The 2926-nt window shown below is 73.4% G+C and carries 1 protein-coding gene; it reads right to left on the reverse strand.

Going from position 1 to position 2926, the window contains the following annotated elements; genetic code table 11:
* The coding region (locus ABD343_RS40060; protein WP_344535750.1) for an amino acid adenylation domain-containing protein at positions 1 to 2926 on the reverse strand (2926 nt) is incomplete at both ends.

Raw genomic sequence — 2926 nt, forward strand, 5'->3', positions numbered from 1 at the left:
CGCATACGTCCAACAACGCCCCCCATCCACCAACGCCACACCAGACGGCACCACCACCCCGCCACCCACCACAGCCTCGGACACGGACCGGGCGGGTACGGGCGCGGAGTCGGAGCGCGACCAGCGCAGTACGGCCTGGTCGTCGAAGGCGTCCAGCTCGCCGAGGAGGGTCTCGGGGGCGCCGGTCAGCGCGTCCAGCGCGCGTTCGAGGTCGGCGAGGAGGCCCCGCGCGGACTCCGCGTCGAAGGCCGCCGCGTCCACGCAGAGCCGCAGCTCCAGCCGCTCGCCCGGCATGACCTGCACGCTCACCGGATAGTTGGTGTGCTCCACGAGCCTGCCGTTCTCCAGCGTGAAGCCGTCGGTGGCGAGGCCGTCGAAGGGATAGTTCTCCACCACGACGATGGAGTCGAAGAGCTGCGCCCCGGCCGGGGTGCCCGCGGCGGAGGTGACCCGGGCGAGCGAGGAGTGCTGGTGATCGGCCAGGTCCTGGAGTCCGTGGTGCACTGCCGTGAGCCACTCGCCGACCCGGGCGGCGTCGGCGATCCGCACGCGCAGCGGCAGTGTGTTGATGAACAGGCCGACGGTGCGCTCGATGCCCTCGATCTCGGCGGGGCGGCCGGAGAGCACGCTGCCGACGCACAGGTCCCGGGCGCCGGTGTGCCGGGCGACGACCAGTGCCCATGCCGCGTGGACGAGCGCGGCAAGGGTCACCCCGCGCTCGCGGGCCGCGTCGCGCAGGGCGCGTGAGCGCGCGTCCGGCAGCCGCAGCGCGGGCTCGTGCCGGCCCGGGTTCCGCGCGGGGGCACCGGCCCCGGCCGGGGCGAGCAGCGCGGGGGTGCCGAAGCCGACGAGCTGCTTGTCCCAGAACGCCTCGTCCGCGCCGCCGTCCCGGAGTTCCTGCCAGCGCACGAAGGCGCCGTAGTCCGGAGCGGGCGCGAGACCGGCGTCCGTGCCGGCACGCCGGGCGGCGTAGAGCGCGAAGGCGTCGCCCGCGACGACGGGCAGCGACCAGCCGTCGGTGAGGATGTGGTGGCTGGTCCACACGAATGCCCAGCGGTCGGCGGCCGTACGGAACAGGGCGAGGCGCACCAGCGGTCCGGCGCTCAGCTCGAAGCCCGTGCTCCGGTCCCGCTCCAGGTACTCCCGCAGGAGCGCGCTCGCCCCCTCGTTCCCCTCCGCCTCCGTCCAGTCCTCGTACGCGGTGGGTACGTCGATGTCGCGGGGGACGACGAGCAGGGGGCGGGCGACGTCCTCCCAGGCGCAGTGCGCGCGGAGTGCGGGGTGCCGGGTGAGGGCGCGGCGCCAGGCGCCGAGGAAGGCCTCCGGATCGATCTCCCCCGCCAGGGTGCACACCAACTGCTCGGTGTAGGCGTCGGATTCCGGGTCGGCCAGGGCGTGGTAGAGCATGCCCTGCTGCAGGTCGGACATGGGCCACACCGCGTGCAGCGGGCCCAGGTCCCGCTCCCAGGCGGCGAGCAGTCCGTCGGGCAGCTCGCCGGTGGCGAGGCCGACCGTGGGGACGGAGTCCGGCGCGCCCGGGTCGTCCGGGCCGTCCGGGCCGCCCTCGTCGGCGACGGGCAGCAGCTCGGCCTGTGCGGCGAGTTCGGCGAGGGTGGGGTGGTCGAAGAGCTGGCGCGGGGTGATGCGGATGCCCGCGCGGCGCGCCTTGGCCACGACCTGGATCGACTGGATCGAGTCGCCGCCCACGCCGATGAAGTCGTCGTGGACACCGATCCGTTCCAGGCCCAGGACCTGGCACCACACCTCGGCCAGCCGCCGCTCCGCCTCGGTAGAGGGGGCGACGAAGTCCCGCTCGTCGGCCTCCCATGCGGGCGCGGGCAGCGCGCGGCGGTCCACCTTGCCGTTCGGGGAGAGGGGCAGCGCGTCCACGGGGACGACGGCCGCGGGCACCATGTGGGCCGGCAGCCGGTCTCCCGTCCATGTGCGCAGGGACGTGGTGTCGGCGGTCGTCCCGTCCTCGGGAACCACATAGGCGGCGAGGCGGGGTTCGCCGCCTTCCGGTCCGGGTACGGCGGCCACGACGGCGTCGGTGATGCCCTCGGCGGCACGCAGCACCGCCTCGATCTCCCCCAGCTCCACCCGGAACCCGCGGATCTTCACCTGCTCGTCCACACGCCCGCAGAACTCCAACGCCCCCTCAGCACCGAAGCGCACCAGGTCCCCGGTGCGGTACAACCGCGCACCCGGAACCGAGGAGAACGGGTCCGGCACGAACCGCTCCGCCGTCAGACCGCCCCGCCCCAGATAGCCCCGCGCCACCCCCGCCCCACCGACGAACAGCTCACCCACACTCCCCGCCGCCACCGGCCGCAACCCACCGTCCAGCACATACACGGTGTTGCCCGCGATCGGCGTACCGATCGGGACGGGGCCGCGTACCTCGTCGGTGCAGAGGTGGCCGGTGGTCCAGACGGTGGCTTCGCTCGGCCCGTACTCGTTCGCCAGGACGCTCTGCGGGAGCAGTTCCCTGTGTTGGGCGACGAGGTCGGGGGAGCACGCCTCACCGGCGACGACGACCGTGCGCAGCGTCCGGCCCCGCTCGCCGAGCAGGCCCAGGAGGGCGCGGTAGAAGGAGGGAACGGTGAGCAGGTGTGTCAGCTCGTGCTCTTCGATCAGTCTCGCCAGCTCGTCGGCGTCCTTGACCTGATCGGCGTCGGGCACGACCAGGGTGCCGCCGAAGGTGAGCGTCCAGAAGATTCCGGCGTAGGCGCTGTCGAAGGAGAAGGAGGACAGCAGCAGGAAGCGAGGGGGTAACGAGCCGTAGAACGCGGCGCGCGCGGCGGTGGAGTGCGCGAGTTGTCCGTGGGTGACGGCAACACCTTTGGGGCGGCCGGTGGATCCGGAGGTGAAGACCAGATACGCCAGATCATCCTCATCCGCCTCGTCCAGCCCCGCCCGGTCCACC

Origin of the sequence: Streptomyces albiaxialis (genome assembly GCF_039530985.1) — a bacterium.
GTDB lineage: Bacteria > Actinomycetota > Actinomycetes > Streptomycetales > Streptomycetaceae > Streptomyces > Streptomyces albiaxialis.